Annotated in this window: 17 protein-coding genes; 6 read left to right on the forward strand and 11 right to left on the reverse strand. The window is 67.3% G+C overall.

Annotated features, from left to right (window positions below; all coding sequences use genetic code 11):
- Position 1: 1 nt before the first annotated feature.
- A complete protein-coding gene (locus AB0N27_RS09655) occupies positions 2 to 370 on the forward strand; it encodes a VOC family protein (protein WP_364365737.1) in 369 nt (122 codons plus the stop codon).
- 49 nt (positions 371 to 419) lie between these two features.
- Here AB0N27_RS09655 and AB0N27_RS09660 read toward each other — a convergent pair whose 3' ends face one another.
- The gene (locus tag AB0N27_RS09660) at positions 420 to 887 is read right to left on the reverse strand and encodes a DUF3618 domain-containing protein (RefSeq protein WP_364365739.1); all 468 of its coding nucleotides are present in this window, start codon (positions 885 to 887) and stop codon (positions 420 to 422) included.
- Positions 884 to 1315, reverse strand: coding sequence for a phage holin family protein (locus AB0N27_RS09665; RefSeq protein WP_364365742.1), 432 nt, complete (start codon positions 1313 to 1315; stop codon positions 884 to 886). Before AB0N27_RS09665 ends, AB0N27_RS09660 begins: the two co-directional genes overlap by 4 nt.
- Before the next feature lie 564 nt (positions 1316 to 1879).
- Between AB0N27_RS09665 and AB0N27_RS09670 the strand changes: the two genes are divergently transcribed.
- A complete protein-coding gene (locus tag AB0N27_RS09670; RefSeq protein WP_364365745.1) occupies positions 1880 to 2926 on the forward strand; it encodes an acyl-CoA desaturase in 1047 nt (348 codons plus the stop codon).
- A 72-nt stretch (positions 2927 to 2998) separates the two neighbouring features.
- On the opposite strand, the gene AB0N27_RS09675 is transcribed toward AB0N27_RS09670, so the two are convergent.
- Both AB0N27_RS09675 and AB0N27_RS09680 read right to left on the reverse strand, forming a co-directional pair.
- Complete coding sequence (locus AB0N27_RS09675) at positions 2999 to 3391, reverse strand: ester cyclase (protein WP_364365749.1); 393 nt, start codon at positions 3389 to 3391, stop codon at positions 2999 to 3001.
- Between the two features lie 24 nt (positions 3392 to 3415).
- Positions 3416 to 4102 (reverse strand): SDR family NAD(P)-dependent oxidoreductase, encoded by a 687-nt coding sequence (locus AB0N27_RS09680; RefSeq protein WP_364365752.1) that lies wholly within the window; start codon positions 4100 to 4102, stop codon positions 3416 to 3418.
- A 149-nt stretch (positions 4103 to 4251) separates the two neighbouring features.
- On the opposite strand from AB0N27_RS09680, the gene AB0N27_RS09685 reads away from it, so the two are divergent.
- Positions 4252 to 4860, forward strand: coding sequence for a TetR/AcrR family transcriptional regulator (locus tag AB0N27_RS09685; protein WP_364365755.1), 609 nt, complete (start codon positions 4252 to 4254; stop codon positions 4858 to 4860).
- A 137-nt stretch (positions 4861 to 4997) separates the two neighbouring features.
- Positions 4998 to 5363, forward strand: a complete 366-nt coding sequence (locus AB0N27_RS09690; RefSeq protein WP_364365758.1) for a nuclear transport factor 2 family protein — start codon at positions 4998 to 5000, stop codon at positions 5361 to 5363.
- 61 nt (positions 5364 to 5424) lie between these two features.
- Here AB0N27_RS09690 and AB0N27_RS09695 read toward each other — a convergent pair whose 3' ends face one another.
- From AB0N27_RS09695 to glgX, 6 genes are all read right to left on the reverse strand, one after another.
- The gene (locus tag AB0N27_RS09695) at positions 5425 to 6657 is read right to left on the reverse strand and encodes a helix-turn-helix domain-containing protein (RefSeq protein ID WP_364365761.1); all 1233 of its coding nucleotides are present in this window, start codon (positions 6655 to 6657) and stop codon (positions 5425 to 5427) included.
- A gap of 262 nt (positions 6658 to 6919) precedes the next feature.
- Positions 6920 to 8062: a helix-turn-helix domain-containing protein gene (locus AB0N27_RS09700; RefSeq protein ID WP_364365764.1), complete on the reverse strand. Its 1143-nt coding sequence runs from the start codon at positions 8060 to 8062 to the stop codon at positions 6920 to 6922.
- A 110-nt stretch (positions 8063 to 8172) separates the two neighbouring features.
- Positions 8173 to 11334 carry an NACHT domain-containing protein gene (locus AB0N27_RS09705; RefSeq protein ID WP_364365767.1) on the reverse strand — a complete coding sequence of 1054 codons (3162 nt, stop codon included), beginning with the start codon at positions 11332 to 11334 and terminating at the stop codon, positions 8173 to 8175.
- A 522-nt stretch (positions 11335 to 11856) separates the two neighbouring features.
- Positions 11857 to 13581 (reverse strand): malto-oligosyltrehalose trehalohydrolase, encoded by a 1725-nt coding sequence (treZ, locus tag AB0N27_RS09710; protein ID WP_364365770.1) that lies wholly within the window; start codon positions 13579 to 13581, stop codon positions 11857 to 11859.
- On the reverse strand, positions 13578 to 15881 hold the full coding sequence (treY, locus tag AB0N27_RS09715) for a malto-oligosyltrehalose synthase (protein WP_364365773.1): 2304 nt from the start codon (positions 15879 to 15881) through the stop codon (positions 13578 to 13580). Before treY ends, treZ begins: the two co-directional genes overlap by 4 nt.
- A 1-nt stretch (position 15882) precedes the next feature.
- A complete protein-coding gene (glgX, locus tag AB0N27_RS09720; RefSeq protein WP_364365776.1) occupies positions 15883 to 18000 on the reverse strand; it encodes a glycogen debranching protein GlgX in 2118 nt (705 codons plus the stop codon).
- A 290-nt stretch (positions 18001 to 18290) separates the two neighbouring features.
- On the opposite strand from glgX, the gene AB0N27_RS09725 reads away from it, so the two are divergent.
- Both AB0N27_RS09725 and AB0N27_RS09730 read left to right on the forward strand, forming a co-directional pair.
- Positions 18291 to 19709 carry a glycosyltransferase family 4 protein gene (locus tag AB0N27_RS09725; protein WP_364365779.1) on the forward strand — a complete coding sequence of 473 codons (1419 nt, stop codon included), beginning with the start codon at positions 18291 to 18293 and terminating at the stop codon, positions 19707 to 19709.
- A 26-nt stretch (positions 19710 to 19735) separates the two neighbouring features.
- On the forward strand, positions 19736 to 20230 hold the full coding sequence (locus AB0N27_RS09730; RefSeq protein ID WP_364365782.1) for a hypothetical protein: 495 nt from the start codon (positions 19736 to 19738) through the stop codon (positions 20228 to 20230).
- Positions 20231 to 20895: 665 nt separating this feature from the next.
- Here AB0N27_RS09730 and AB0N27_RS09735 read toward each other — a convergent pair.
- Complete coding sequence (locus AB0N27_RS09735; RefSeq protein ID WP_364365785.1) at positions 20896 to 22179, reverse strand: citrate synthase; 1284 nt, start codon at positions 22177 to 22179, stop codon at positions 20896 to 20898.
- Between the last annotated feature and the right edge of the window lie 111 nt (positions 22180 to 22290).

Raw genomic sequence — 22290 nt, forward strand, 5'->3', positions numbered from 1 at the left:
CATGACCTTCAACCTTGCCGCCATCATCATCGACGCAGCCGACGTGGACACCGAGAGCGCCTTCTGGCACCGGTTACTCGGCGGCTCGATCACAAGAACCGGGAACCATCACTTCCTGGCCGTCGACGGGTTCCCCGCAGTCGTGATCCAGCGGGCTCCGGGGCACGTTCCGCCGGACTGGCCGCAGGACGGCGCCCAGCAGTTGCACGTGGACCTGGCCACCGATGACATCGTCTCAGCGGACAGATCGGCGCTCGAAGCCGGCGCGCGTCGGCTGCGTCCCACCGACGACGCCGACCTCGCCACCCACCGGGGCGGTCGTGTCTACGCCAGTCCCGCCGGGCACCCTTTCTGCCTGCGGCCCGCCTGACACCTCTGATGGTCCGCTGGTTCGGTGCGTGTCGTCGTACCGAATCGTCTTATCGGGACCGGCGGCGTCGGTAGCTGATGACCGCCAGGGTCGCGGCGGTGCCGGTGACGGCGAGGACCGGTAGGGGTTTCGCGCGCACCGAGCTGCCGATCCTGGTGGTCATGGCGCGAGCGGAGGTGACCAGGGACGACTCCGCCTTGCCGGCGGTCTGCGCGCCGGCTTCTGCCGAACCTCGTACCGCGCTGATGGTGTGCTGTGACTTCTGCCTGACGGACGTGGCACGCTGGGAGGCCTTCTGGCTCATCGTGCGGGCGAGCTGCGTCGCTCTGGCCTTTGCCGACTGCCCGGCCCCGGTGACTCGCCCTCGGAGTCCGCCGACGGCGGTGGTGGCTTTCGTGCGTGCACGGGTCTTGACGTCGGCCTTGGCGGTCAGTGCGGCTACGGTCTCGCCGAGTTGCGCGCGGGTCTGCTGAATGTCCCGCCGGGTCTGGTCGCTGCTTTCGGATGGCGTGCTCATGGCTGCCTCCGACCCGCTGCGCCACGTATCGTCTCGGCGTCGGCTCGCACACTGTCCAGGGTGGCTGCGGGCGTGGCGGGCATCGCCTGGCTGACCTGCCTCTTACCGCGTTGGGCGGCGATGGCGGCGGCGATGGCCAGGATCACGGTGACGATCAGGGTGGCCAGAGCGTCGGGCATGATCGCGGCCAGGAGCACCACGACCGTGGCGACGGCGGTCCCGCCGGCGAAGATGCCGAGTATCGCGCCGCCGCCGAGCAGTCCCGCGCCGGCGCCCGCGCGTTTGCCCTTGGCGGTCATCTCCGCCCGTGCCATTGTCAGCTCGTCGCGCACCAGGCGCGTGATCTGCTCCGTGGCCCGCTGCACCAACTCTGCGACCGGCGTGTCAGCAGACGCGGCGCCGGGATTTCCGCTAGGCCGTTCCGACATCGGTACTCTCATCTCTCTCGCACACCGCAGTGGTCCCAGGGCTGCCCGGGTCAGCCGTGCTGCGCCGCAGGCATGCTCGCAGGCCCCTGAGGGGAGGCGTCGAAACGCCCGCCAAGCGGCGGAGCGACGCTCTCGTCGAGCTGCCCAGCGTCAGCACCTCCCGGGAGGTAGCCATCCTGCCGGGAACGCCGCAGAGTCAGCATGCCCGCCGCTCCGGTCAGCGTCCCGGCCGCGAAGGCAAGGATGAGCGCCCGCCTCCCGGTGGACTTTCTCTTGCGTGCCATGACTACCCCCTGAATCCAACGTGGCTGCATAGTGCTGATTGTCGGACTCGACGGATGACACCGCAGCAGATCGTCAGAGTTGCACGAAAGCGTGTATTGCTCGCGTATCGGTTGTCGTTAGCTGCCGGTTTCCGCGTGCGAAGGCACGGCCGTGAGGGAGACTGGGCGCATCAGCGGCGGTTTGCTCGTTCGATCCCTGTCGGACCACTGATGAACGTCGCGAGTGCCTGGTCATGGCCGACGGCGGAGCCGGCGAGCTGATCGGCGTGGCTGACAAGGAGTGGCGACGGTGAGTGACACCGATCTGGGCGCCCGCAGCGACCGGGGTAGTGAGTACGCCGACCTTTCCCGCCTGGTCCGAAACGCCGGTCTCCTCGACCGACGACCCCGCCGCTACGCGGTGCGGGTGACGGTGGTGCTGGGTGGTCTCGTACTGCTGGGCGTGCTGTTCGTGCGCCTCGGGTCGTCGTGGTGGCAGACTGCCACCGCGGCCGGCGTTGCGGTGCTCCTCGCGCAGCTGGCGTTTCTCGGTCACGACGCCGGGCATCAGCAGATCTTCCGCTCCCGCCGGGCGAACGACGTGGTCGGCCTGGTGTGCGCCAACCTGGTGACCGGAATCAGTTACGGGTGGTGGGTCGACAAGCACAACCGCCACCATGCGCATCCGAACACCGAAGGCCGCGACCCCGACCTCGCGGTGAGGCCGCTGTCCTTCACCCCCGGTCAGGCTGCGGCGCAGCGCGGCCTGCGGGCGCTGTTCGTCAGGCACCAGGCGGCGCTGTTCTTTCCTCTACTGCTGGCGGAGGGTCTGCACCTGCACGCCGCCAGCGTCCGGGCGATCGTCACCCGTGGTGGACTCAGGCGCCGACGAACCGAGGCTGGCCTGCTCCTCCTGCATTTCGCCGGCTACCTCGGGACCGTGTTCCTGGTCCTGAGCGTTCCGCAGGCGATCGTGTTCATCCTGGTCAACCAGGCCCTCTTCGGGCTCTACCTGGGCAGTTCCTTCGCCCCGAACCACAAGGGCATGCCCATCCTGACCGAGGCCGACAACCTTGACTACCTCCGCCGGCAGGTCCTCACCTCCCGCAACGTGCGCGGCGGCCCGCTCATCGACGCACTACTGGGTGGGCTCAACTACCAGATCGAACACCACCTCTTCCCCAGCATGCCCCGACCCAACCTTCACCACGCCCAACCGCTGATCCGCCAGTTCTGCGCGGAACACGGCGTCGCCTACCGCGAAACCACACTCATTCAGTCCTGGGCGCAAGGGCTGGCACACCTACGGGCAATGGGCACCGGATCGGCCCGACGGGGCAACGGCTGAAACGGTGACGGCGGAGCTCGCCGCGTCCGCTCGGGGGAGCGAGCGGACGCGGCGAACAGTGGATTCCTGCTGTCAGGCGGTCAGTTGCCGAAGCATCTCGGCCGAATCGTGCAGGGCCGTCATCTGGACGAATCGACCATCGCTGACCTTGTAGATGGCAAATTCGACGATCTCGAACGAGGCGCCGGTCGGAGGCACACCGAGCCACTCCTTCACGGGAGTGCCGGTGTTGATTGCGCGTACGGCGATGCGGTCGCGGTCGAACAGCAGCTCCTTGACCTCCCAGTGCAGGTCCGGAACGGCGTCGACGTCGTGCTTCTGGACGGCGAGGACGTCGTCCCGGGTGCCCGGCTCGCCGTTGAGCATCACCGTGTCGTTGATGAACTCGTCCATGCCGTCGAACTTGTGGGCGTTGAGGTCGGCGACGTAGCGCAGGTACCAGTCACGCAGGTTGTTGTCAGTCATCAGATTTTCTCCTGTTTCTCCGCGTCACCAGTTCAAGGGGCCGAACTCGTCGGTGAAGGTGCCGGTCGGGCCGTCGGGGCCGAGCGTGGCCAGGCGTACGACCGTTTTGGCGCTCTCCGCCACCGGCCGTCCGATTCCGAGGGCGGCGGTCATGTCGGTGGCGGTGGGGCCGGGCTCCAGCGCGTTGAACTTGATGCCCGGATTTGCCTTGGCGTACTGGATCGTCAGCATGGTGGCCGCCGACTTGGAAGCCGCGTAGAGCGCCGCCGGAAGGTTGTATTCGGGCCGTTCCGGGTTGGTGACCGCCCAGAAGGACCCCATGCTGCTGGACACGGTGACCACCGTCGGGTTCGACGACCGTCGGAGCAGGGGTAGTGCCGCCTCGGTGACGCGGACGATCCCCACCGCGTTGGTGTCGAACACCCGCAGGGCGGTGGGGCCGTCGACGGGGCCGTCGCCGAGGATGCCCGCGTTGTTCACGAGGACGTCGAGTCGACCCTCCGCCGAGTCGACAGTCGCCAGCGCGCCGCTCACCGACGCGTCGTCGGTGACGTCGAGCTGCACGAACCGTGCGCCCAACTCGGCTGCGGCCTTCTCGCCCCGCTCGACGTCGCGGGCACCGATGTAGACGGTGTGGCCCAGTTCGAGAAGCTGCCTGGCGGTCTCGAATCCGATGCCCTTGTTGCCACCGGTGATGAGCGTGACGGTCATTCGTATCTCCTACGTGTGCAGCCAAGGGGCGTCCTGCGAGCGACCACCCCTGGTTTTGTACCGCTCGGTTGTCCATCACCGTAACAGGGTTTTGTACTGGTCGGTTGGTGAGCCGGGTCACGATCTGTACCAAGCGGTAGACTGGCGCCATGAGCACTGAGACGCCGGCCGTCGGACGCCCCCGGGCCTTCGACGAGGAGACCGTCCTCGACCGGGCAACCGAGGCCTTCTGGCGGCACGGCTACGAGGGCGCGTCCCTGAGCGTCCTCACCAGCGCGATGGGCATCAACCGGCCGAGCCTGTACGCCGCCTTCGGCAGCAAGGAACAGCTGTTCCAGCGCGCCTTCGCCCGCTACCACGACACCCAGGTGGCCAACGCCCGCGCCGCACTCGACCAACCCACCGCGTACGCCTCGATCGAAGCCTTCCTGCGCGCCAGCGCCGACGGCCTCACCGACCGTGACCACCCGGCGGGCTGCCTCTCCATCCAGGGAGGCCTGGCCTGCTCCCCGGATAACGCCCGCATCTCCGAGATCCTGGCCGCCGGCCGCGCCGCCACCGAGGCGGCCGTGGAAGAGCGACTGTCCCGCGCCGCGAAGGAGGGAGACCTCCCGGACGGCGTGGATCCCGGCGCGCTGGCGCGGTTCGTGATGGCCCTCAGCGAAGGGCACGCCGTCCACGCCGCGTCCGGCGCGAGCCGCGAAGACCTGCACGCCTCGGTCGACATCGCCCTGCGAGCCCTCGCGCTGCGTCAGTGAGCCGCGCCGCGTCGGCGGCGCTCGCCGCACCCGGCGGCGACCGGGCGGCCTGGAGCAGCAGCTCCCACCCACCGCCCGCATTCTGCTGACCGCGAAGTGGCTTCCACGAGGTCTGGTCCACCAACCATGCTGGCTCGATGGACTCGGCGGAACTCGCAACGTCGGAGAGGCTGCTCACGAACCTCTACGCGGCATTCAACGAGCGTGACATCCCCGCGCTGCTAGCCGCGATGACGCCGGATGTGTCGTGGCCAAACGGCTGGGAGGGGGGCCTCGTTCACGGCCGCGACGAGGTGAGTGCCTACTGGCGCAGGCAATGGGACCAGATCGAACCGACAGTCACGCCGACCGCGTTCGCCGCGGAGGCCGACGGGCGAATCGCCGTCACCGTCCACCAGGTCGTCCGCGACAAAACCGGAGCGACAATCGCGGATCACACCGTCACGCATGTCTACCGATTCGACGACGGGTTGGTGGCAGAAATGGAAATCCGAGCTCAGTGATCTTTTGGCATCCGCAGTCGGCGGGCGCTGCGCCCCTGAGCCGTCACAGTGCCAGCGGTGGTCAGCGGGTGAGGCCGACCAGCGTCGCCAGTCGCGCCACGCCGGCCGGCGCCGGGTGACCCCGGGCGACCTCGGCGATGAGGGTACGCGCCAGAGGCCGACACCGAACCTCGGCGGGCGCGACGCTGTCCGCGTCGACGAGGGCGCGGGCAGCCCCGCGAAGGTCACCCACCTGGAGGTACGCCCGAGCGACGTCCACGAGGTACGCGCCCCGATACTCGGCCGGCAGCCGCCGCCACGCCTCCCGCCGCATGATCGCCGGATGTCGAAGCACCGCCTCGGCGGCGTCACCTCGGGCCACCGCCACCAGCACCCGGGCCAGCTCGACGGTGATCGGGGCGAAGCTGGTGCGGTGCGTGTCGTCGTACCCCCGAAGGGTTGTGGCGACGCCCGCGGCCCGGTCGGTCAGCTCGTCGGCGCGGCGGTGCTCGCCGCAGCCGGCGGCTGCGAGGGCGGCCTGGAGCAGCAGCGTCCCACCCACCGCCCACTCCCCCGCCGGCCGCAGCCCCACTCCCCGTTGATCATGAGGTTGCCGGGCGCTTTGATCTCCACCAAACCCGCCAACCTCATGATCACCGGGGCGGGATGGGGGTGGGAGGAGGCGGTTGGCTGCAGTTTGGGCTGCTGTCAGGGCCAGGGGGTCGCGGTTGGCGGCACGCAGTGCTTGGGCTACCGCGATCGTCGCTGTTGCCGCTAACGTCGGGTCGTCGCTGGCGGCGGCCATCGCGCGGTCGGCGGCCAGCCAGGCGAGGTCAGCCTCACCGAGTTTCACCAGCAGCGACGAGGTGATCCGGTACGCCTGAACGAGCGGCTCCGCTTTTCGCGCGCCCTGGGCGGCGTCGAGCAGCCCCGGCACCAGGCGCACCAACTGCCCGTAGTGTGCGTGCTGGTAGGCCAACCACGCGTGCCCGACCTGCCGTCGCAGCTCGTCCGTCTGCGGTGGAGCGTGCGGGATGTCGTAACGGGCTAGCGCGGCACGGATGTCATCCACCCCGTCCGGCGCGCCCGCCGGAGTGCTCCGCGGCTGGCCGAGCAGCACCTCCGGATCGACCCGCAGGACGTGGGCCAGTTCCTGGATCACCGAGTACCGGTCCAGCGGGCGGGCACCCCGCTCGATCTTGTCGACCCAGCTCTTGGACCTGCGTAGCCGGTCGGCGAGCATCTGCTGGGTCATCTGCCGCCGTACCCGCCAGCTCGCCACCCGGCGACCGATCGGGATGTCATCGCTGGTCACGCCGCCACCGCCGGTCCGGGACCGCGCGGGTCGTGTCATCAACGGGTACACGCTCCGCCTCGGCCTGGGCCAGGAGGCGCTGTTTGGCGGCCTCCCGCTCGGCCGCCTCTGACTGTTCACCTTTGCCCGACGCCTCGTCTTCTTGCACGCCCACCTCCGTCGAACAGCGGGCGCGACCTCAGTCTCCGAGTAGCCACCAGCGCCGTCACCCACCGTCATCGTCGGCCTAGCGATCGGTGGCGGGCCAGGCGAAACGCGTCCGTTACGGCATAGCGGACAGTCGAAGGTGGTGGACAGCCTCGGTCACCTGGCGAGCAAGCTCTCGGGATGCCGTGGCCAGCGCGATGCCATCCGCCGCCGCCAGCGTTTCGCGGGCCGCCACCGCGTCCCCGGCCTGGACCTGAGCGACGGCGAGATGCACGAGGTTGCGGCCGTGCCACTCTGCGCCACCGGCGTCCTCGCTGACGCCAGCGACGCCGGCTGTCAGCAGTTCAAGCGCACGATCGTTCGCACGACTGTCCTCGGCACCCAGATAGCGCCAGACACTGCCCTGCTGGACCGCGAAGAACGATGGTGTGTACCAGTAGCCCCAAGGGGGCAATGGCTCCTCTGCCGCTTGAGCAGTAAGGTCCGACGCCTCGGAGAGGCGCGCGAGCACAGTAGCGCTAGCTGCTCCGGCCATAGCTAGACCTCTGGCCTCTTGCCCTGCGCAGTAGGCGCGTAGGGCCGCGTTCACCGACTGGTCCCGCCTTGACTCATGAGACAGCTCGATCATGGTGGGGTGGTCGTTCCGCAACTCTGCCTGGTGCCCCTGAAAGGACATTACGGTGGCGACCAAATCCGTGTTGCCGGCCTCAGTTGCCCATTGCAAGGCCCTCGCATTCCAGACTGTGGCAGCTCGTTCCTCATCCCGCGCGATGCTCAGCCAGCCCGCGAACTGTGCCCACTGTCCAGCGACATCGACAATACGCGACCGCAAGTCATAAGGAGCGTGACGTAGCAAGCCGGTGACAGTGTCGAGGTGAACATGGACCGGCCCCATGATGTGGCCGGACCCGATCGCATCCTCCAATCGGCGGTAGCCAGCGAGAAGGTCGCAGAGGGCGTCGGCGGCTGCACGATCGACCCTGCGGGGATGCGCCGCCACGTACGCCAGGCGGTCGTCTGCAGTTGGGGCGTTAACGACCATAGCCGCAAGGGCACCATCCGCCTCAAGGGCGTCGTCGAGCCGGATCGCCACGTCCAAGGTTGGCTTCGTCTGGCCCGTTTCCAACTGGCGGATAAGGCTCTTGCCATAGCTGACTGCGACGGCGAGTCGTCTCAAGGACAGGCCCCGGTCTCTTCGAAGTCTCCGCAACTCTGCAGCGAAACGTACATCTACGATTGTGGCTGCGCGCGGGGGCATAACAACACTCCTGCCTCGTTACGTGGTCAGCGACGAGCCTTGCAGACGGCGGTCCTGCAACACCGACGGTACAAACAGATCACACCAATTGCACTCGGACCCCTCCGCCGCTACCGCTCCACTCTTCCGTCAGAGGGTAACTGGCTCTCCGACGCTTGCCGGCCGATTCGGACTCCAACCGTCTGAGCAGCGTAACGACGTATCGCGACATCTGCAACAATCTTTCCCACCTCGTCCAAAACCGCCTGGCTGACATGCCTACGGCCGGAGATCCAGCGGGTGGCAAATTCTTGGGCAATCGACACTTCATCCGGCATCACTCGGGTGCGAAATTTGGCGAATTGCACCGAACGCTCAACTCTTAACTCACCGAGTTCGGCAAACAAGCACAAAGCGCGAACCGCGCCATCCCCGTCATTACGCATGCGATTGCGCTTGACGATCTGAATGAATGTAAGGACGGCTCGGTCTGTCTGAAATTCGCTCAGAACCGACAATAATTCGTAGAATCCTTCATATGAGCGACTTCCGGCTCGAACTAGAGCCAAAAGTCTTTTATCGTGCCACCACCTAAATATGTTCCTGGAGACAACGACCAGGGTGCCAATTACACCAACTCCAAACATTACTACGCCGAGCGCGTTGAGAACCACGCTCGATAGCTGATAGAGCGCGAACCCGAATGCACCGACGATTGCCGTCGAACTTCCTGCTATCAGCAGCATCCTGACCCGCACCAACGAAAGCAGCCGGGGGAGGCGGGCCATATACAGCATCGGCATGGCCACGATTCTCCAAATTCTGGGGTTTTCAATAACTCCACCTCCCCGGACAGCAAGCATGCCCCATCCACACACGTATGCCGCCACGACCGAGAGCGCTAAGGACTCAGGCAGCGACCTAGGCAATGGGGCCAGAGAGGCCTTGCCTACAAGCATGAGAGCAATTGAAGGAGCGAAAGCGAAACGCACTTGCTTGGATAGCTTTGCAAGTGTCTGCGGTCTTTGCAGCCCGGCAACTTCCGCCACGGTCATGTAAAACCATCGCAACGGACCAACCGAGTAGCGCTGCTCCCAGTCGAGACGATAACAGTCTCTATAGAGATGGAAGCAACCAATTGTTAGCAGCATAATCGCAAAAGCAAATCCCCAGGTCGCCGACTCGGCCGCACCACGTACGATCGTGATACCGAGGATAAGTCCGAGCAGCATAAAATCTATAAGGGGCGCGGCAATGAAAAGTTTCATGAGTAGACGCTCGGGCTGAGGGTCGACGAGTCTCCGCAGTTGGGCATCGACCATCAGACGATGGCGACGCAGGTACCCGCCTGCAGCCAGGCTAGCGAGTACGAGTCGCATCTCCATACGCAAGTCTCTCGGAATTGCAGGAAGATGGCCAGCCTGAGAGAAGGCACCCTCCCTAAGCCAGCTACTACCACTGGCAAACGCCTTCCTGAGCAATCTTGTCGTTGATTCGTCGTCGGCCGCTAGGCATACATCGATAGCCCATCTCCGATCATGGAGTTGCCCATTGAGGTAAGCTGCGTCCAAGATACGCCCGGCGATTCGACGAATTTCGGCGGGCACAGAGCGCCCCGTGTAAGAGAGACCGGCCTGCAGAAGGCTAAGGAGATGGAGTGAGCCAGCGGGCCACTCGAAAGGTCCAGCGGCGCCCAACGTCGATCTTTCCTCCATTGACAATTCCAGTTGGGCAAGCATGCTCACCAGAAGCTTCTCGGCTTCCTGGAGCAGCTTACTGATGGAGCCGTCCGGCTGGGTATTCATCAGAGTCACGGCGGTCTCGCGCCACTTTCCGTCCGTGAGCATCGTCAGAGGTTCGACTCGTTCGCCTTCTCGCAGAACAAGACACGTGGCAAAGTATTCTTGGAACCGACGATGGCTGAACGTGAAGCCCGTCTCTGCACCATCCGGGCCAGGAACCGCCCTCGCTAGTCTAAGATATTCTAACGCGTCGAGCGCTTTATAAACGACACGCTCACTGCTTTCGGAACCTTGACGATACAATCCTTCCACAATTTCGCGCCGAGGCGGACTGAGCCCTAACGACGGTTCTGCAGCCATCGCGAATGCTATTTTTTCCGCCATTATTCGCACGGTCTCATGAGTGATTCCGAAGCGGCTAATGAGGCGAGATTTGTCGTTCATTAACCTCTTGGCTATGTACGCCTCGAAAACTTTGTGGGAGCTGCGTGGAAAACCGTCCCCGTCTCGCTGATTCTCACATAACAAGGCGAGGAACAGAGGATTACCTGCGAGTTGCTTGATTGCTGGGTCCGCTACAAACAGGTTGGACATGAATTGGCGCTCGACTGCGGTAGGTAAATCTAGCTTCCGTATCAGATCACGTTGCTGCCGATCACCGAGTTGCAGCACCTTGAAGCGTGGCCAAGCAATCCGCTTCGGTCCTCGGAACTCACGACTTGCGATGATGCCCCGACACTTGCCCATTCCCGAAAGAAAGTCGTAAAGCGCCGTAGCATATAAATCTATCAGCTCACCCGCCTCTGTCGCTCCAAGTATGTCAGGAATCTCGTCGAACGAATCGAACAGAAATAACCAGGATCCATCGATCAAGCCTCGGTCGAATTCGTCGTCAAAAAACTTCTCTATAAGGTGGTCGTTCGCCCGATTCACCGTGTCCTTCACGAATGCACGAATCGCTTGAACATCCACAGGCCCCTGAGGCCGAAATTCTTTCAAGTTGATGTATATTGGAATGGCCTGGGGCCGCGAGGTTGAGTCTTTAACTGCAGTAGCAAGTTGTATGGCGAGGTGGCGCATAGCCACACTTTTACCTGCCCCAGGCTCGCCCTCAAGTAAAATAATCGAGTCAGGGCTACTATTCAAAGCAACAGATAGAGAGGATACTCTCCGAATAGTTTCGCGCTGCCGCAGAGACGGCCACCGACCTTGGCGACCGTGAACTTCGACTTCGGCCTCCAGTTCTGCAAATCGGTCGTCCTGCCAATCCTCCTTGGCGCTGATGTCTGACACGCGGGCCGCCATTGCAGCAGCGAATCGCGCTTTTCGTTTCGCACGTCGCGCGTCCTCCTTGTCGGTTGTAGGACGAGCGCGCTTTACGAACCAACGAAGACCCCCTACGATTTGTTGCGGCAGCACAAGCCACGCAACAATCGGAAGCATCACGAGCCAGATCGGTTGAGTCCACTCAGGCAACAGCCCTGTGATCGATCTGAGAAACTCGCCGACAGGATCGGTCGCAGGACTTGGCGAAGGGATGGGCGTGGGCATGTGCCCTCCGATACCGGTAGCAGCGGGTGTCCTTCCTGCCTATTGCAGGGCCACTCATGTCTTGGCCGACAGGGCAGACATCCTGATCTTCCACAGCTTCAGCCAAGGTCCGGCCAACTCTACCGGCGACCTGCCTCGTCGGACCGACAATCAACGGCAGTCGCGTGTCGTCCGAATACAGCCCGGAGGAAAGTGGTCGCTTGTTACATAAAGGACAGCAGGCCTCGGCCAGTTGCCTCATGTTAAGCGGTGTCCACCGAGCCGAGCTTGGCAGTTCCGACTCGGCCCTCTACCTGTCTTGCGTCTTCCGACGTGACAACGGTCCCGACACCCGCATTTAGACCATTGCGCCCGAATCGCGCTTAGTTCTCGTAGGAAGCCTAAGTAGATTGCTGGCGAACGACAAGCTCCGCCATAGGCGATCAATCGTCGGTAAGACGAGTCGAATATAACTCGACCCTCATTGTGGCCAGCACGGCAGAGCAGCACGGGTTGATCAGGACTTGAGAGGCTGTAGTACTACTACAAGGCCACGATCGCCGCAGTCTCCGCCGGCAGTTCGATCCGGTCCCGCATCACGGTGACGCCCTCCCCCGTAGCAAGGAGCACCCGCCGAGCCACCCCAGGCAACGACACCCCCTGCCCCCGGCCAGCAAAGTTGGCCACCACAAGCGTGTCCCCCCGCCGCATCAGCAGGAACTGGTCCCCGTGCTGCACAGACACCGCGCTCATCCGAGGATCCGACAGGTCCGGCACCGACCGCCGCAGCGAGATCAACCGCTGGTAGAACGACAGCATCGAAGCATGTTCAGGCTTGTCCAGCTCCGCCCAGTCCAACCGCGACCGAGTGAACGTCTCCGGGTCCTGCGGGTCCGGCACGTCCCCCTCCGGCCACCCGTGCCTGGCGAACTCCCGCCGCCGCCCGGTCCGCACCGCAGAGGCCAACTCCGGCTCCGGGTGCGACGTGAAGAACTGCCACGGTGTGGAGGCAGCCCACTCCTCCCCCATGAACAACATCGGAGTAAAGGGCGCGGTCAGCAGCAACACAGCGCCGACCCGCAGCAGTGAAGACGACAGCGAGGCCGAGATCCGATCCCCGGTAGCCCGGTTCCCGATCTGATCATGGTTCTGCAGGTAGGCGACGAGCCGATGCCCAGGCACCCGCGAATCCAAAGGCCGCCCATGGTGCCGGTTGCGGAAGCTCGACCAGGTCCCCGCGTGGAAGAACCCACCCGTCAGCACATCCGACAGGGTCTCCAAAGAGCCAAAATCGCCGTAGTAGCCCTGCCGCTCCCCCGTCAGCAACGTGTGCAGCGCGTGGTGGGCGTCGTCGTTCCACTGGGCGTGCAGCCCGAACCCGCCGGCCTCCCGGGGCGTGATCAGCCGCGGGTCGTTGAGGTCCGATTCGGCGATCAGCGACAACGGCCGCCCCAGGTGCGTCGACAGCGACTCGACCTCGATCGCAAGCTCTTCGAGCAGAGGCACCGCCCGCGAATCCGGCAGGGCGTGCACGGCGTCCAGGCGCAGCCCGTCCACGTGGTAGTCGCGCAGCCACATGAGCACGCTGTCGATGATGTAGCGGCGTACCTCGTCGGAGTGCGGGCCGTCCAGGTTGACCGAGCGGCCCCAACTGTTCGATTGCTCCGCGAGGTAGGGGCCGAACCGTGGCGCGTAGGCCCCGGAGGGCCCGAAATGGTTGTAGACGACGTCGAGGATCACCCCCAGACCGCGAGCGTGCGCGGCGTCGACGAACCGTTTCAGGCCGTCCGGGCCGCCGTAGGGCTGGTGCGGGGCGTACCAGCAGACGCCGTCGTACCCCCAGTTGTGTTCGCCGTTGAAGGCGTTGACCGGGAGCAGTTCGATCAGGTCGACACCGAGCGACACGAGGTGGTCGAGGCGGTCGATTGCCGCGTCGAAGGTGCCGTCGGGGGTGAACGTGCCGATGTGCAGCTCGTAGAGGATGCTGCCGGGCAGTTGCCGCCCGGTCCACGCACTGTCGGACCAGTCGAAGGCGGAATGGTCGTAGAGGCGGCTCGGCCCGTGCACGCCCTCGGGCTGCCACGCCGAGCGGGGGTCGGGCAGCGGGGTGTCGTCGTCGTCGAGCACGAACGCGTAGTCGGGGCCGCCGTTGGGCACCTCGACCCGCCACCAGCCGTCGGCGGCGGCGCGCATCTCGTGGTCGGCGTCGCCGGGCAGGTGCAGTCGCACCCGAGTGGCGTCCGGCGCCCAGACGGAGAATTCGGTCATGACGCAGCCTCCACGGAAGCGGTGGGAGCCAGCAGAGCGACGGGATAGTCCGACAGGAGGTCGTCCAGAGGAGTCTCACCGCCACTGTAGACCCGGCCGGTGAACAGGTCCTTCACCTCGTTAACGGGAAGCGACAGGGCTGTGTCGCACCAGCCGCCGGCGCGCGCCAGACCCAGTGGCAGGCGGGTCGCCACGGTGATCGCGCCGCCCCTGTCGAACGCCACCACGTGCCGGCCGACCGGCCCGTGCGCGGGCACCGGCCGGTAGCCGGTGAACAGCTCCGGGTGCGCCCGCCGCAGGCGCAGCGTCCGCGACACGACGAGCAGCTTCGCCGCGCCGTCGGTGTCGACCGGGGGACGCCAGCCGTCGTCGAGCCGCGCCAGCATCTCCCGGCGTACGTCGAAGTCGACGGGCCGCCGATTGTCCGGGTCGACGAGGGAGTTGTCCCACAGCTCGGTGCCCTGGTAGGTGTCCGGCACCCCGGGCATGGTGAGTTGGATGAGCTTCTGACCGAGCGAGTTGCACCAGCCGGCGGGGGTGATGGCGGCGGCGAGTTCGGTCAGCTCGTCGTGCAGGCTCGGGTCGTCGTACATCATGTCGATGACCGCGTGCATGGCCTGCTCGAACGCCGGGTCCGGGTCCGCCCAACTGGTCGAGGCCGCGGCCTCCCGGGCGGCCTTCTCGGCGTACGCGTGCAGCCGCTCCCGCTCGATCGGCCACGCGCCGACGGCGGTCTGCCAGAGCAGGTGAGCGAACGCCGGGTCGGGCAGCGGCGCGTACTCCATCCAGGTCGTGACCTGCTCGGCCCAGCGCTGCGGCAGCTCGCTGAGCACGGCGAGCCTGGCGCGCACGTCCTCGCCGCGCTTCGTGTCGTGGGTGGAGGTGGTGGTCATGCTCGCCGGCCAGCGGACCTGCTGGGCGGAGGCGAAACGGTGGAACTCCGCGGGCGGCACCCCGAAGTGCGCCGGGCTGCCGCCGACCTCGTTGAGCGCCACGAACCGGGTCCACCTGTAGAACGCGGTGTCCTCCACACCCTTGGCCATCACGGCGCCGGTGAGCTGCGGGAACCGCTGGGCCAGCTCGTCTCCGGGGTCGCGCAGCCGGCGGGTGATCGCGTCCAGGGCGGTCGCCAGGTCGGGGCGTCGTCGGCCCGCCTCGGAGCGGGCGGCGGCCAGGTGCCGGGCGCCGTGCGGCGGGTAGCCCCGGTACACCGGGAAGGCGGCGGCCAGCTCGGCGAGCGCCGCCCGCGCCGCCTCGGTCGGCACCTCGGGGGCCAGCGCGGCGAGCCGGGTCAGCTCGGCGGCGAGCAGCTGGGTGGCGGCGGCCAACTTCGTGGCGTGGGTCAGGTCCTCCCACGAGGTGTGCTTCCCGGTGAGTCGGGTGTCCAGCACCGTGAAGTCACCCTCGGCGTCGGTGTCGACGAACAACCCGTTCACCGCGGCGAGGGCGTCGTACCCGGTGGTGCCGTCGACAGGCCAGTCCGGCAGCTCCTCGCCGTACTCCAGGATCTTCTCCACCACGAGCCAGGCGTCCGGCGCGGCCTCGCGCAGCCGGGCCAGGTAGCCGGCCGGGTCGCGCAGGCCGTCCGGGTGGTCCACGCGGATGCCGTCGACCTCCCCGTCGGCGGCCCAGCGCAGGACCAGCTCGTGGGTGGCGGCGAACACCGCCGCGTCCTCCACCCGCAGGCCCGCCAGGCCCGCGATGGCGAAGAACCTGCGGTACGTCAGCTCGGCGTCCCCCCGACGCCACGAGATCAGCTCGTAGTGCTGCCTGTCGTGCACCTCCCGGACGGTGCCGTCGCCGGTGCCGTCGGCGACCGGAAAGCGGTGCTCGTGGTAGCGCAGCTCGCCGTCGACGAGCTTGAGGTCGTCCAGGGCTGACTCGTCGTCCGCGAGCACCGGCAGCAGCAGCCGCCCCCGGTCCCAGTCGATGTCGAACCAGTCGGCGTACGACGAGTCGCGCCCCCGACGCAGCACGTCCCACCACGCCGGGTTGGCCGGCGGTACGGCGACACCCGCGTGGTTGGGCACGATGTCGACGACCAGGCCGAGCCGCTTGTCGCGCAGCGCCCGCAGCAGCCGCTGCCGGGCGGCCTCACCGCCCAGCTCCGGGTTGACCGCCCGGTGGTCGACCACGTCGTAGCCGTGCTGAGAGCCGGGCGTCGCGGCCAGCAGGGGTGCGGTGTAGAGGTGGCTGACGCCCAGATCGGCGAGGTAGTCGAGGATGCCGGCGGTGGCGTCCAGGTCGAAGCCGGGGCGGACCTGGATGCGGTAGGTGGCCTTAACAGGGGTGGCCGGCATGTCAGATCGTCCTCTCCAGCACGACGAGGGAACGGTCCGGCACCCGGATGGTGCCGCCCGCGCTGATCACCGTGACGTCGTCCGGTTCGGGTTCGGCGGTGCTGATCACCCGTTCCCACTTCTGGCCGTACTCGCTGCCCGGCATGGTGAAGTCGAGCGGCGCGTCGTGGGCGTTGAAGCAGAGCAGGAACGAGGCGTCGTGGTGGCGCTGGCCGTACTGGCCGCGCTCGCGGATGCCCTCCCCGTTGACGAACAGCGCCACCGAGCGGCCGAAGTCGTTGCCCCAGTCCTCGCCTGTCATCTCCCGCCCGTCCGGGGTGTACCAGGCCAGGTCGGGCAGCGGCTCGTCGATGCCGCGCCCGCCGACGGGCAGGCCGGTGAAGAACCGGCGGCGGCGGAACACCTGGTGCCGTTTGCGGAACGCGGTGAGCGTACGGACGAACTCCAGCAGATGCTCGTCGGCGTTGTCCCAGTCCACCCAGGCCAGCTCGCTGTCCTGGCAGTAGACGTTGTTGTTGCCGTGCTGCGTGCGGCCCAACTCGTCGCCGTGGCCGATCATCGGCACGCCCTGCGACAGCATGAGGGTGGCCAGGAAGTTACGGCGCTGCTTGGCCCGCAGCGCGAGCACCGCCTCGTCGTCGGTCTCGCCCTCCACGCCGCAGTTCCACGACCGGTTGTGGCTCTCGCCGTCCCGGTTGTCCTCGCCGTTGGCCTCGTTGTGCTTGTCGTTGTACGACACCAGGTCGTTGAGGGTGAACCCGTCGTGCACGGTGACGAAGTTGATGCTGTGGAACGGCCGCCGCCCGTCGTCCTGGTAGAGGTCGGCCGAGCCGGAGATGCGGGACGCGAACTCGGCGAGGGTGGCCGGCTCGCCGCGCCAGAAGTCCCGCACCGTGTCGCGGTACTTGCCGTTCCACTCCGTCCACAGCGGCGGGAAGTTGCCCACCTGGTAGCCGCCCGGGCCGACGTCCCACGGCTCGGCGATCAGCTTGACCTGGCTGACCACCGGGTCCTGCTGCACCACCTCGAAGAACGTCGACAGGCGGTCCACCTCGTAGAACTCCCGGGCCAGGGTCGCCGCCAGGTCGAACCGGAACCCGTCGACGTGCATCTCGGTCACCCAGTACCGCAACGAATCCATGATCAGTTGCAGGGAGTGCGGGCTGCGCACGTTCAGACTGTTGCCGGTCCCCGTGTAGTCGACGAAGTAGCGGCGGTCCTCCTCGCTGAGCCGGTAGTAGCTCGGGGCGTCCACGCCCTTGAAGCTCAACGTCGGCCCGAGGTGGTTGCCCTCGGCGGTGTGGTTGTAGACCACGTCGAGGATGACCTCGATGCCCGCCGCGTGCAGCGCCTTGACCATGCCCCGGAACTCCTGCACCTGCTGCCCGAGGTGCCCCAACGCCGAGTAGCCGTGGTGCGGGGCGAAGAACCCGATGGTGTTGTAGCCCCAGTAGTTGCGCAGGCCCAGGTCGCTCAGGCGGTGGTCGTGCACGAACTGGTGCACGGGCATCAGCTCGATCGCGGTCACCCCGAGCCGGGTCAGATAGTCGATCATCGGCGGGGAGGCGATGCCCGCGTACGTGCCGCGCAGCTCCTCCGGGATGTCCGGGTGCCGCATGGTCAACCCGCGTACGTGGGCCTCGTAGATCACCGAGTGGTGGTACGGGGTGCGCGGCGGCTTGTCGTTGCCCCAGTCGAAGTACGGGTTCACCACCACCGACTTGGGCATGAACGGCGCCGAGTCGGTCTCGTTCATCCGCTCGGGCTCGCCCATGTCGTAGTCGTAGACCGCCGGGTCCCACGTCACGTCACCGTCGATGGCCTTCGCGTACGGGTCGAGCAGCAGCTTGTGCGGATTGCAGCGCAGCCCGTTCGCCGGGTCGTACGGGCCGTACACCCGGTAGCCGTAGCGCTGCCCCGGCTCGATGCCCGGCAGGTACGCGTGCCAGACGTACGCGTCCACCTCCCGCAGCTCGACGCGACGCTCAGCGCCGGTGTCCCACTCGTCGAAGAGGCACAACTCGATTCGCTCGGCCACCTCCGAGAAGATGGCGAAGTTGGTGCCCATACCGTCGTACGTGGCGCCCAGGGGATACCGCTCGCCCGGCCAGACCTGCATGTCGCTCCCTTGAAGCACTGTCGTGTGCGCGCGGGTATTGCCCTGCGCCCCGACGCGCCAATCCATCCTTTCAGGCGATGGCCGAAATCCACCTGTCTGATGCGCGCTACACCCCTCAGGTGTCTTCCGTCACCATGGCGCCTCTCAGGGTGCGGTATCGCGCTCGATGCCCTTTGCTGGTTGGGGACACGCGCCCGCGCGCGCCCACTCGGCCCTCGGCCACCCCCGACACCTCACGCTTCGCCGCCATCGACGCCGGCGCGCACCACCATGCATGGACGGAGATTGATGTGACGACCCTGCGGGTCGGCGAGCAGATCGCTGGCGCCACGGACCGGGCCCACCGGCCCACCCTCACCTCCCGGCCCGCGCAGCCCGGCTCGGCCGTGCCGCCGCAGCCCGGCCCGGGAGTTCCGCCGCAGACCCGTCGCATCCTGATGCTGTCCTGGGAGTACCCGCCGGTGCTCGTCGGCGGTCTCGGCCGCCACGTGCACGCCCTCTCCGTCGCGCTCGCCGCCGCCGGCCACGAGGTCACAGTCGTCACCCGCCACACCGACGGCGCACCCCTGGAGGAGTACGCCGACGGCGTCCGCATCCTGCGCGCCCCCGAGGACCCGGTCACCTTCCCCCTGGCCACCAGCTCCCTACTGGCCTGGACGATGGCCTTCAACCACACCCTCACCCGCACCGCCCTGCGCGCCACCGAAGCCGGCACGTACGACGTCATCCACGCCCACGACTGGCTCGTCGCCCACACCGCGATGACCCTGCGCGACCACCTGGACATCCCGCTGGTCACGACCATCCACGCCACCGAGGCGGGGCGGCACCAGGGCTGGCTGCCCGAGGAGATGAACCGCACCATCCACGGCGTCGAGCAGTGGCTCAGCAGTGAGTCCGGCCGGGTGATCGTCTGCTCCGGGTACATGCGCGACGAGGTGAACGCGCTGTTCGGCGTACCGGCCGGACGGGTCGACGTGGTCGCCAACGGCGTGGAGCCGCACCGCTGGCGGGTGCCGGCGCGCGCCGTGGCCGCCGCCCGCGCCCGGTTCGCCGGAGACGGCAAGCTGGTCACGTTCGCCGGCCGCCTCGTGTACGAGAAGGGCGTGCAGCACCTGATCGCCGCCCTGCCCCGGCTGCGGGAGCGCCACCCCGGCCTGCGTGCCGTGATCGCCGGCGACGGCCCGTACCGCGCCGAACTGGAGGCCGAGGTGCACCGCCGTGGCCTCGGCGGCATGGTCACCATGCCGGGCTTCCTGGGCGGCATCGACCTGCCGGCGCTGATGGCCGCGTCCGACTGCTTCGCGGTGCCGAGCATCTACGAGCCGTTCGGCATGGTGGCCCTGGAGGGCGCCGCGGCCGGCGCGCCCCTCGCGGTGGCCGCGACAGGCGGCCTCGCGGAGATCATCGAGCCGGGGATGACGGGTACGACCTTCGCGCCGCACGACCCGGACGGGCTGAGCGACGCCGTGGACGCACTGCTGTCCGACCCCGACCACGCCCGCGTCATGGCCCGCCGCGCCCGTCGGATGGTCCACGACCAGTACGGCTGGTCGGCGATCGCCCAGCGCACCGCCGCCAGCTACGCCGCAGCGATCGCCACCGACGCGGCGTGCACCGCCGAGCGGGCCGAGCGGCGCATGTCCCAGGGGCGGACCCTTCCGGCGCTGCCCGAGGGCAACCTGCTCGCCGCCGCCGGCCTGCGCTGACCCGCTCTTTGCTCGACTCGGTTTCCGTGAAGTCGGGGTGTCCCTGTGCCGGGGACACCCCGACTTCCCGTAGACCGAGTCGATCAAGCCGCCCTAGCCACGCCTCGCTCCTCAGCGCCTGGGTCACCGAGGGCACTCCGGCCGCCGACGCGGTCGCCACGGGCTCGGACGAGGCCGACGCGCTGCGCGGCCCGGCAGACCTGCACGCCCGCTCCGGCGAGGCGCTGGCGCAGGTCAGCGACCTGCTGTCGCGGGGCGGCGCCCTCGACATCGTGCCGATCCCGTGGCAGGGCTGGTCCCTGCGCCGCGCCGACTTCCTGCTCACGCGCCAACTGGAGATCGTCGTGCACTCGGACGACCTCGCGGTCAGCGTCGGCGTACCCACGCCCGAGTTCCCGGCGGAGGTCTTCGACCCCGTACGCGACCTGCTGGTCCGCCTGGCCGTCCGCCGGCACGGCCAGTCGGCGCTGATCGGGGCGCTCAGCCGCAGCGAGCGAGCCCGGGACATCTCCGCCTTCTGATCCTCGACGTCCGACGCGTCCCACACGCCGCCCCGCCCCGGGACCAGTGTCCCCGGCCCCTCCGGGTCCCCTATTCTCGTCCTGTCGACCTGCCCCAAGAATGGGGCGGCCACCGGAAGCCAGACGCTCGCACGCGTCACCGCAGCGCCGATCAGCGTCACCGATAAGCCCCGCGGGCCGGGACCGCCCCTCGATCGACTCCAGTTCGCCGAAATCGACAGGGACCGACCTTGATCGACTCCAGTTCGCCGAGATTGTGGTGTACCGACGCCGTGGATACCGCGATATCGGCGGACTGGAGTCGATCATCGGTGTGGGTCCAGCCCGACCAACCCGCCAAGCCCTCCGTCAACGTGGCAGGCGGAATCGGGCGCTCGAAGCGCCCCGCCCGTCACGCCCCACCCCGCCACGCCTCGCCCCACCCCACCACGGAACGCCTCGCCCCATATCTGGGGCAGCTCGACAGGAGCCGAACCAGGGACTCGGGGTACCGGCGGGAGGGCCACGGGCGGCCACGCCGCGAGGCCCGGCGGAAACCCCACGGACCGCCACGCGAGAGGGCGGGCGGGTACGGCGCAGGCCGCCGGCCCGGATCGGGTCGGCGGCCTGCAGGCGGTGCGGGCGGTGCGGGCGGTGCGGAGGTGCGCGGTGCGGAAGAGCGGAGGTCAGCGCTCGGCGAAGGGGAGGTAGTCCCGCTCGGCGGCGCCGACGTAGACCTGCCGCGGACGGCCGATCTTGGTCTCCGGGTCGCTGATCATCTCGCGCCACTGGGCGATCCAGCCGGGCAGCCGGCCGAGCGCGAACAGCACCGTGAACATCTTCGTGGGGAAGCCCATGGCCTTGTAGATCAGGCCGGTGTAGAAGTCCACGTTCGGGTAGAGCCGACGCGACACGAAGAAGTCGTCGGCGAGGGCGATCTCCTCCAACTCCATGGCGATGTCCAGCAGCGGGTCCGGCTTGGCCATCCGGCCCAGCACGTCCTGCGCGGCCTTCTTGACGATCGCCGCCCGCGGGTCGTAGTTCTTGTAGACCCGGTGGCCGAAGCCCATCAGCTTGACGCCGTCCTCCTTGTTCTTGACCTTGCGGACAAAGGAGCGGACGTCGCCGTCACCGGCGTGGATCTGCTGGAGCATCTCCAGCACCGCCTGGTTGGCGCCACCGTGCAGCGGGCCGAACAGCGCGTTCACACCGGCGGACACCGAGGCGAACAGGTTGGCGTTGCTGGAACCCACAAGCCGCACGGTCGACGTGGAGCAGTTCTGCTCGTGGTCGGCGTGCAGGACGAACAGCATGTCCAGCACCTTCGACATCACCGGGTCGACCTCGTACGGCTCCGCCGGCACGCCGAAGGTCATCCGCAGCAGGTTGTCCACGTACCCCAGCGAGTTGTCCGGGTAGAGCAGCGGCTGCCCGATGGACTTCTTGTACGCGTACGAGGCGATGGTGGGGACCTTCGCCATCAGCCGGACCGTGGAGATCTCCACGTGCTCGGAGTCGAACGGGTCCAGGCTGTCCTGGTAGAAGGTCGACAGGGCGCTCACCGCCGAGGACAGCACCGCCATCGGGTGGGCGTCCCGGGGGAAGCCGTCGAAGAAGCGGCGCATCTCCTCGTGCAGCAGCGAGTGCCGCCGAATCCACTCGGTGAACTCGGTCAACTGCTGCTCGGTCGGCAGCTCACCGTAGATGAGCAGATACGAGACCTCCAGGAAGGAGGACTTCTCGGCCAGCTGCTCGATCGGGTATCCGCGGTAACGCAGGATCCCCGCGTCGCCGTCGATGTAGGTGATCGCGGATGAGGCAGCCGCGGTGTTGACGAAACCGGGGTCGTACGTCGTCATCCCGGTTTCCTTCAGCAGCTTGCTCACCCCGATACCGGCGGGGCCCTCGACCGCGGGATGTACCGGCATCGACAGCTGCCCACCGGGGTGATCGAGCTTGACTTCCGTCATGTGTTCCTCGCTTCGCCGGCAGATCTACGTTGAATTGCCTTCGCTTCTACCGTAATTGCGGCTCCGGGGACAACGCCCGCCGTGGTTCGGCGGTGAGGCCTGCGTCACCCG

Origin of the sequence: Micromonospora sp. NPDC093244, from assembly GCF_040683695.1 — a bacterium.
Lineage (GTDB): Bacteria > Actinomycetota > Actinomycetes > Mycobacteriales > Micromonosporaceae > Micromonospora.

Bases quoted from the DNA above. Each gene is read 5' to 3' on its own strand.
- AB0N27_RS09690 (WP_364365758.1), top strand. From the start codon at position 4,998: ATGGACTCGGCGGAACTCGCAACGTCGGAGAGGCTGCTCACGAACCTC.
- AB0N27_RS09705 (WP_364365767.1), bottom strand. From the start codon at position 11,334: ATGCCCACGCCCATCCCTTCGCCAAGTCCTGCGACCGATCCTGTCGGC.
- glgX (WP_364365776.1), bottom strand. From the start codon at position 18,000: ATGCAGGTCTGGCCGGGCGAGCGGTATCCCCTGGGCGCCACGTACGAC.
- treZ (WP_364365770.1), bottom strand. From the start codon at position 13,581: ATGACCGAATTCTCCGTCTGGGCGCCGGACGCCACTCGGGTGCGACTG.
- AB0N27_RS09735 (WP_364365785.1), bottom strand. From the start codon at position 22,179: ATGACGGAAGTCAAGCTCGATCACCCCGGTGGGCAGCTGTCGATGCCG.
- AB0N27_RS09685 (WP_364365755.1), top strand. From the start codon at position 4,252: ATGAGCACTGAGACGCCGGCCGTCGGACGCCCCCGGGCCTTCGACGAG.
- treY (WP_364365773.1), bottom strand. From the start codon at position 15,881: ATGCCGGCCACCCCTGTTAAGGCCACCTACCGCATCCAGGTCCGCCCC.
- AB0N27_RS09660 (WP_364365739.1), bottom strand. From the start codon at position 887: ATGAGCACGCCATCCGAAAGCAGCGACCAGACCCGGCGGGACATTCAG.
- AB0N27_RS09675 (WP_364365749.1), bottom strand. From the start codon at position 3,391: ATGACTGACAACAACCTGCGTGACTGGTACCTGCGCTACGTCGCCGAC.
- AB0N27_RS09655 (WP_364365737.1), top strand. From the start codon at position 2: ATGACCTTCAACCTTGCCGCCATCATCATCGACGCAGCCGACGTGGAC.
- AB0N27_RS09700 (WP_364365764.1), bottom strand. From the start codon at position 8,062: ATGCCCCCGCGCGCAGCCACAATCGTAGATGTACGTTTCGCTGCAGAG.
- AB0N27_RS09680 (WP_364365752.1), bottom strand. From the start codon at position 4,102: ATGACCGTCACGCTCATCACCGGTGGCAACAAGGGCATCGGATTCGAG.
- AB0N27_RS09665 (WP_364365742.1), bottom strand. From the start codon at position 1,315: ATGTCGGAACGGCCTAGCGGAAATCCCGGCGCCGCGTCTGCTGACACG.